General features: G+C 73.5%; 8 protein-coding genes. All 8 read left to right on the forward strand.

Features of this window, described 5'->3' with window-relative positions:
- Positions 1–5: 5 nt before the first annotated feature.
- The 8 genes from ACFXKG_RS13075 to ACFXKG_RS13110 all read left to right on the forward strand — a co-directional run bounded on the left by ACFXKG_RS13075 (position 6) and on the right by ACFXKG_RS13110 (position 8,012).
- On the forward strand, positions 6–161 hold the full coding sequence (locus ACFXKG_RS13075; protein WP_384836657.1) for a VenA family class IV lanthipeptide: 156 nt from the start codon (positions 6–8) through the stop codon (positions 159–161).
- 105 nt (positions 162–266) lie between these two features.
- Positions 267–1,385, forward strand: a complete 1,119-nt coding sequence (locus ACFXKG_RS13080) for an ATP-binding cassette domain-containing protein (protein ID WP_384836660.1) — start codon at positions 267–269, stop codon at positions 1,383–1,385.
- Positions 1,382–2,263, forward strand: a complete 882-nt coding sequence (locus ACFXKG_RS13085) for an ABC transporter permease (protein ID WP_384836662.1) — start codon at positions 1,382–1,384, stop codon at positions 2,261–2,263. Before ACFXKG_RS13080 ends, ACFXKG_RS13085 begins: the two co-directional genes overlap by 4 nt.
- Before the next feature lie 287 nt (positions 2,264–2,550).
- Positions 2,551–2,847, forward strand: a complete 297-nt coding sequence (locus ACFXKG_RS13090; RefSeq protein ID WP_384836664.1) for an acyl carrier protein — start codon at positions 2,551–2,553, stop codon at positions 2,845–2,847.
- Entirely contained in the window at positions 2,844–3,953 is a 1,110-nt protein-coding gene (locus ACFXKG_RS13095; RefSeq protein WP_384836667.1) for an acyl-CoA dehydrogenase family protein, read from the forward strand. Before ACFXKG_RS13090 ends, ACFXKG_RS13095 begins: the two co-directional genes overlap by 4 nt.
- A complete protein-coding gene (locus ACFXKG_RS13100; protein WP_384836669.1) occupies positions 3,950–4,963 on the forward strand; it encodes a 3-oxoacyl-ACP synthase in 1,014 nt (337 codons plus the stop codon). Before ACFXKG_RS13095 ends, ACFXKG_RS13100 begins: the two co-directional genes overlap by 4 nt.
- Positions 4,960–5,991 carry an HAD-IIIC family phosphatase gene (locus tag ACFXKG_RS13105; RefSeq protein WP_384836671.1) on the forward strand — a complete coding sequence of 344 codons (1,032 nt, stop codon included), beginning with the start codon at positions 4,960–4,962 and terminating at the stop codon, positions 5,989–5,991. The genes ACFXKG_RS13100 and ACFXKG_RS13105 overlap by 4 nt, the downstream gene beginning before the upstream one ends.
- Positions 5,988–8,012, forward strand: a complete 2,025-nt coding sequence (locus ACFXKG_RS13110; RefSeq protein WP_384836673.1) for a non-ribosomal peptide synthetase — start codon at positions 5,988–5,990, stop codon at positions 8,010–8,012. The genes ACFXKG_RS13105 and ACFXKG_RS13110 overlap by 4 nt, the downstream gene beginning before the upstream one ends.
- Positions 8,013–8,044: the final 32 nt, after the last annotated feature.

Genomic DNA, 8,044 nt, shown 5'->3' on the forward strand with positions numbered 1-8,044 from the left:
AAGTCATGGAGAACCAGGACCTCGAACTGCTGGCCCAGCTCCACGCCCTGCCGGAGACCGACCCGGTCGGGGCCGACGGAGCGCCGTTCGCCGCGACGTGTGAGTGCGTCGGCCTCCTGACGCTGCTCAACACCATCTGTATCGGCATCAGCTGCGCCTAGGGCAGGCAGCACCAACCATCCGGCCGGTGGCTGTCCCGGGACAGCCGCCGGCCGGAGCACCGCCTTGATCGACAGGCCCTGACTTCCGGATGAGGACCAGACCACATGCAGCTTCACGCAGGTGATGACGATCTCGCCCAAGCGGTCCCCGTGACCGGCTCCCTCACCGGTCCGCACGCCACACACCACTCCCCCGAGCCCGATCCCGAGTACGCCGTCAGCGCGCGCGGACTGGTCAAGAGCTACCCCGGCCCGCAGGGCACCACCACCCACGCCGTACGCGGTCTGGATCTGGATGTGCCACAGGGCGAGACCTTCGCCTTCCTCGGCCCCAACGGCGCCGGAAAGTCCACCACCATCGCCCTGCTGTGCGCCCTGGCCCGGCCCACCGCCGGTCACGCCACGGTGGCGGGCGCCGATGTGCTCACCCAGCCCCACCAGGTCCGGCGACGGGTCGGCATGCTGTTCCAGCAGAGCGCCCTGGACCCGGACCTGACGGCGGAACAGAACCTCCACATCCACGCACGCCTCTACGGGATGCGATCCCGTTACGCCCGCGGGCGCGCCGCCGAGGTACTGGAGGCGGCCGGACTGACCGACCGGCGGCGCTCTCCCGTACGCACGTTGTCCGGCGGTATGCGGCGTCGCCTGGAGATCGCCCGTCAGCTGCTGCACGCTCCCGGTGTGCTGTTCCTGGACGAGCCGACCGCCGGTCTCGACCCGCACGCCCGTGCGCAGATCTGGGAGCATCTGCGCGCCCTGCGCGAGCGGCACGGCCGCACGGTCTTCGTCACCAGCCACTATCTGGACGAGGCGGAGAACTGCGATCGCATCGCCATCATCGACCACGGCCGCGTCGTGGCACAGGGCACGCCCCTCGCGCTGAAGGCGGCGATCGGCGACGACCGGGTCGTGCTGCGCACCGATGAGGACGCGACAGCACGACAGGTCGTCCGCCGGGTCGCGCCGCCGGAGCACTCCCTCACCGTGGACGCCGACGGGATCTGTCTGCGGGTGCCGGACGGCAGCTCCTGGATTCCCCGCCTGTGCGCGGCGCTGGAGGGCCACGGCATCGCCGTGCACGCGGCTTCCGCGACCCGGCCCACCCTGGACGACGTCTTCTTCCACCACACCGGCCGCAGCCTCCACGCCGCGCAGGCCGGCCGGGAAGGGGCCGGCCCCGCCCCGGGCGGCACCACGGCGGAGAGCGGGGGCGGCCGATGACGACACCCGCTGTCCGCACCTCCGGCGTCTCCGGCGTCTCCGCTGTCTCCGCTGTCTCCGGCAGCGAACGGCCGACCCGTCTGCGGCACGAACTCCGCGCGGTCCACGCGCTGGTCTACCGCGATCTGCTCCGCCTGGCCGGTCAGCGCGCCCACACCGCGCTGATGCTCCTCCACCCGGTGCTCTTCCTGCTCATCCTCGGCGGCGGACTGACCGCTCTCATCCCCGACTCGTCCCTGGGCGTGGGCTATCAGACGTACCTCTTCCCCGGCATTCTGATGATGACGGTGCAGGCGCCCGCCATCATGGTCGGCATCCGTCTGATCACCGACCGGCAGAGCGGCTATCTGCGCGAACTCCTGATGGCCCCGGTCGGCCGCTCCACCCTGCTCCTGGGAAGCTGTGCCGGCGGCACCCTGGTCGCCACGGTCCAGGGTGCCGTACTGCTCGGTCTGGCCGGTGTGGTCGGCCTGCCCTACGACCCGCTGCTGCTGGTGCTGCTGCTCAGCAGCATGATCCTGGTCTCCTTCACCATCACCGCCCTGGCCCTGGCGCTGGCCGTCGGCCTCCGCAGAGCCGAGACGTTCCACACGCTCCTCGGTGTGGTGATGATGCCTCTCATGTTCCTCTCCGGAGGCTTCTTCCCCCTCCGGTCCCTGCCCGGCTGGGCCCACGCGCTGGCCGATGTCAATCCGCTCGCCTACGGGGTGGACATGCTCCGCCGCTGCATCGCCCTGCGCGCGCCGGACCAGGCGGCCGCCGGCGGGATCGAATGGGCCGGCGGGCCGCCTCCGCTCCCCCTCGAAGCCGCCCTGCTCCTGTCCGGTGGCGCGATGGCGCTGCTGTGGGCCGCCCACCGCTTCAACCGACCGGAATAACCGGCCCGGGGGCGGCCCCACCAGGTCTTGGGCGCGGACCATGGAAAGGAGCCGGGCCAAACGTATTTTATTCACGGCTGAATTCAGTTTTTTCTTTCGGAGCGGACCCGGAAAATGCTTTACCTCCCCGGAAATCGACAACTAGGGTTGCCATTCCGCGGGACGCCCTTCGCCACGCTCCCGACGGATTTCGGAGAGGAAACAACACGACGCTTCTCCGCGACAACTAACCATGGCACCAGGCGAGTTGCTCACACGCGTGATACGGAGCGAGATGCCCAGGAGGCATGGTGAACGACATCTCCGATGTGGCCGCGCCCGGCCGGAACGACGAGTTCGTCGTCGAGCTGCGGAAGTACTTCAGCTCACTCACCGACACGGAACTCGGACCGGACGACGACTACTTCGCGCTCGGGCTCGTGGCCTCTCTGCAGGCGCTGCAGATCGTGACGTACGTCGAGCGGACGTACGAGATCACCGTGGAGGTGGAGGACCTGGACCTGGACAACTTCCGCACCGCCGCGCGGGTCGCCGGCTTCGTACGCCGCAAGCGCGGGGAGCGGACCGGCGGAGGGGCGTCGTGATCGATGTCGAGCCGCTGGTGAAGACGGCGCTGGCCGAGGCGGGCGCCTGGGACGAGACCGGTCTGCCCACGGAGGCGGTCCGGCTGACGGCCCGGCTCGGTGTGCTGGGCCTCGACCGGCCCGCCGAGGTCGGCGGAGGCGGTGCGGACGCGCGCGAACTGGGCGATGTCGCCGCCCGGTTGGGCGCGGTGTGCACATCGCTGCGGGCCCTGCTGACCGTTCAGGGGATGGTGGGTGCCGCCGTGGACCGGTGGGGTACCGCCGAACAGCGTGCCGCGTGGCTGCCGCGCCTCGCGAGCGGTGAGCTGATCGCCGGGCTGGCCGCCACCGAGCCGGGCGCCGGGACCGAACTCTCGGCGGTGGCGACCGAGTTCCGGCCGCGGGGCGGTGACCTCCGAGTGTCCGGACGCAAGGTGTGGGTGACGTTCGGTCAGATCGCGGATGTGCTCCTGGTGCTCGGCCGCGCCCCCGGCGGGCTGGTGACCGGGCTGGTCGAGACCGGCCGGCGCGGGGTCACGGTCGAGCCGGTGTCCGGCCAGCTCGGGATGCGCGGCGCCCGGCTCGCGCACGTCTCCTTCGACGAGGTCGTCCTGCCCGCGAGCCATCTGATCGCGCCGCCCGGGTTCGGGCTCTCGCATGTGGCCGGCACCGCGCTCGACCACGGCCGGTACACGGTCGCCTGGGGCTGCGTCGGCATGGCCCGGGCCTGCCTCGACGACGCCGTGGCACACGCCGGCCGGCGAAGACAGGGCGACACCCCGCTCGCCGGGCACGGGGCGGTACGGGCCGCGCTCGGCCGCTGCTCGGCCGAGACACTCGCGGCCGAGGCGCTGTGCGCGCGGGCGGCCGGGCTGCGGCAGGACGGCTCCCCCGACGCGATCCTCGCCTCCGTGGTCGCCAAGTACGCCGCCGCCAGGGCCGCCGCGTCGGTCAGCGCCCGGGCGGTGCAACTGCTCGGCGCCGCCGGCTGCGCGCCGGACAGCCGGGCGGGCCGCTTCTTCAGGGACGCCAAGGTCATGCAGATCATCGAGGGCGCGGACGAGGTCGCCGAGGCCACCATCGGGGACCATCTGCTGGGCCGCCCGCGGGGAGGCGGTGCGCGGTGACCACACCACGGCGCGTCATCATCGGTCCGGTCGCCACCTGGTTCCCGGAGCGGGAACTCCCCGTCGCCGGACTCCCGGAGCTGGCCGGCCTCCCGGCGGCGCGGCGGGCCCACGCCCTGTCACTCGGCGTCGACACCGTCCGGGACGCCGCCGGAGCGTCCGAGGTGGACCTGGCGGAACACGCGGCACGCGCGGCGCTGGACCGGGCGGGGCTCGACGCCGGCGACCTCGACGCGCTGCTGCTGGTGCAGGGCCGGGTCCCGGAGTATCTGCTGGCCTCGGAGGCGACCCGCCTCCAGCACCGGATCGGCGCGCAACGGGCGTTCACGACCGGCGTCGGTGATCTCGGCTGCGTCTCGGTCTCGGCGGCCTTTGCCCTCGGCTCGGCGCTGCTGCGCGGCGACCCCCGGTGCCGTACCGTCCTCGTCGTCACCACGGCCCGGACCCCGACCCGGGCCAGGTACCGGCCGCCGATGACACTGCTCGGCGACGGCGCCGCCGCGGTCCTGCTCACCACGTCGGGCGACGGCACCCATGAACTCGTCGACCAGACCGTCCGCAGCGACGGTGGGTACGCCGACCTGTTCCGCATCGACTACCGCGACGTCCCCGAGCGGGAGTGGACCGAGGAGTGCGCGGACGAACCGACGTACTCGTTCCGGCTCGCCGTGGAGAGCCGCAAGCGTTTCGCCGCGCTCAACGCGGAGCTGCTGGCCCGCAACGGACTGGGCCCGGACCGGATCGCCGCCCGTCTGACGCAGAACCTCGCCGCCGGGGCGTTCGCCTTCTGGCAGGAGGCGCTGGACGCGGAGATCGATCCGGTCTGCCGGCGCAACCTCGCGGCGTACGGCCATCTCGGCTCCATGGATGTCCTGGTCAACCTGGCGGACGCCGCCGACTCCCAGGCTCCGGGCGCCTACTCCCTGGTGATGAACAGCAGTCCCGTGGCGGCCTGGAGCACCTGGCTGCTGCGCCGTCTCGACGACCGGACAGGAGGTGCGATCCGTTGACGCCGACGGTGAAGTGCCTGGTGTGGGACCTGGACGACACCCTCTGGAAGGGTGTCGTGCTGGAGCGGGACGACGCCGCGCCCACACCGGAGGCGCTGCGGGTGCTCAGGACACTCGACGAACGGGGGATCCTGCACGCGGTCGCCAGCCGGGGCGAGTACGGTCCCGCCGCCGCGCATCTGCGCGAGCACGGCGTCGCGGACCTGTTCTGCGCGGTGGAGGTGGGCTGGGGGCCCAAGTCCGCGGCGGTGCGCAGGATCGCGGAAGGGCTGAACATCGGCCTGGACACGGTGGCGTTCGTGGACAACGACCCGGTGGAGCGGGCCGAGGTGGCCGCCGTCCTCCCCGAGGTGCGGTGCTATCCGGCCGACCGGCTCGCCGGACTGCCCGAGCTGCCCGAGTTCACCCCGCCCGTCGTCACCCGGGAGGCGCGGCAGCGCCGGGAGCTGTACCGCGCGGAGCGCCGACGGACCGACGCGGAGGACGGGTTCACCGGGACCGGCTCCGACTTCCTGGCATCGCTGGGCCTGGTGATGACCGTACGGCGGGCCTCCGAGGAGGATCTGGCCCGGGCCCATGAACTGACGGTCCGTACCCATCAGCTCAACACCACGGGCCGCACGTACGGCAGGGCGGAGCTGCGGCGGCTGTGCGCCTCCGACCGGTACGAGGTGCTGGTCGCCGAACTCCGGGACCGCTTCGGCGGCTACGGGACGATCGGGCTCACGGTGTCGGAGTTCCGCGGCGCCGACTCCGTGCTGCTGCTGTCGCTGATGTCCTGCCGGGTGATGTCCCGCGGCGTCGGCACGGCACTGATCGGGCATGCCGTCGGGCGCGCCCGTGCGGCGGGGCGGCGCCCACTCGCCGAGTTCGTCCCCACCGACGTCAACCGGGTGATGCTGGTGACCCTCAGATTCGCGGGCTTCGCGGTGACCGGCACGGACGGTGAGCGCGTGCTGCTCGCGCACGACGGCTCCGTACCGCCGCACACCGGTCATGTCACGGTTGTCGGGGAGGAGCACCTGTGACCGGGTCGACGGGCGCGACCGGGGCTGAGGCGGCGGCCGGGGCGGGGGCGGCGACCGGGGCGGGGGCGGGGGCGGCGACCGGAGCTGAGGCGGGGGCCGGGCGCGGCGCGCTGCAGGCGCTCGTGGAGCAGTTCACGCGGGTGCCGGACCGTACCGCGATCGTGGTCGGCGCGCAGGCGCTCACCTACCGGGAGCTGGACGCGGCGAGCGCCGCGCTCGCCGCCCGGCTGGCGGCCGCCGGTGTCCGGCCGGGCCGGACCGTCGTGCTGTACCAGCGGCAGACCGTGCGGACCGTCGTGGGGATGGTCGCGGCGGCACGGATCGGCGCGGCCTGGTGTGTCATGGCGGCCGGGCATCCGTCGCGGCTGGTGCGCGCGCTGCTCGACGACATCGACTGCGGGGCCGTCGTCTTCGACCCCGAGGACCCGGCGACCCCGCCCGACGCGGTTGCCGCGCTGGCCGCCCGCGCCCGCGGGCCGGCCCCCGCCGTGCTCGAACAGGACGCGCCGGGGCCCGCGTCGCCCTTCACCGACCCCACGAGGTCCGTGCCGGGGAGCACGCCCGCGTACGTGATCACCACCTCGGGTTCGACGGGTGTGCCCAAGGCCGTGGTCGTCACCGCGGCCAACCTGGAGGCGATGCACGGCTCCCGGAACTACCCCTACGAGGAGTCGCGCCTGGTCACGTTCTCCGCGATGCGGCTGACGTGGGACGGCTCGCTGATGCAGACCCTGTGGGCGATGCGGCTGGGCGGAACGGCCGTGCTCCCCGGCGACGGGGAACTGTCCGACGCCGACGCGGCGGCCCGGCTGGCCGGTGCCTGGCGGGCGTCGCACCTGGTGGCCACGCCGTCGTTCTACCGGCTCATGCTGCCCGCCCTGGCGTCCGCCGGTGTCCGCCCGCGGCTGGTCGTCCTCGGCGGCGAGTCCGTGCCGGTCGCGCTGGCCGAGCGGCACCGCGCGCTGCTGCCGGGAGCCGAGCTGCGCAACGAGTACGGGCCCACGGAGACGACCGTGAGCTGTGTGACCCACCCCGTCCGGGCGGCCGACGAGCCGGTCGTGCCGATCGGCCGGCCCACCAGCGGTTCCACGGCGTACGTCCTGGACGGGCGGCTGGCACCCGTGCGGCCGGGCGAGGTGGGCGAGCTGTACATCGGCGGCCCGCAGGTGGCCGCCGGTTACGCGGCGCGCCCCGCCGAGACCTCGGCGCGGTTCGTCCCCGATCCGTTCACCGGGCGGGCGGGAGCGCGCATGTACCGCACCGGTGACCTGGCCCGGGAGAAGCCGGACGGGGATCTGGAGTTCCGGGGCAGGACCGACGGCCAGCTGAAGGTCAGGGGTGCCCGGGTCGAGTGCCGGGCCGTGGAGTCCGCGCTGGAGAGCCATCCCGCCGTGGGCCGGGCGGTGGTGCTCGGCGTGTCCGACGCGCACGCGGAGATCTCGCTCGTCGCGTTCTGGACACCGGCCGGGAACGCCACGCCGCTGCCCGGCACCAGGGAGCTGCTGGCGTTCTGCGCCGAGCGGATGATCCCCGCCGCGGTGCCGGAACGCTTCGTCGCGCTCGGCGGGTTCCCGCTGGGGCCGAGCGGCAAGGCGGACGAGGCCGCGCTCCGGGCACTGCTGCGGGGCGCCGGGACACAGGCCCCCCTCGCCGGGCGGCAGCGGTGGACACCGACGCAGCGGTCGCTGGCCGAGATGTGGACGGCGGTGCTGCAGCACGACGACTTCGGCCTCGACGACAGGTTCTTCCAGGTGGGCGGGAACTCCCGCCGGGTGGTCGAGCTCCATCTGCGGATGGAGCGCGCCCGGCCCGGGGCGCTGCGGGTCGGGCAGCTCTTCGAGCTGCTCACCGTGGCGGAGCAGGCCGCGGCCCTGGACGAGGCCGCGGCGGGGGCGGAGCGGCCCGGCCGTCCGGAGCCGGGCGAGGTCGACGGCGACGGCGAGGGCGAGGGCGACGGCGACGGCGACGGCCGCGGATGTTCCGGGACGGGCACCGGCGGGCCCGCCCTGTTCGAGATATGACGCTTTTCGGGCTTTTCGGGAGAGGACGGGGG

The organism is Streptomyces sp. NPDC059255, assembly GCF_042752355.1.
Lineage (GTDB): Bacteria > Actinomycetota > Actinomycetes > Streptomycetales > Streptomycetaceae > Streptomyces.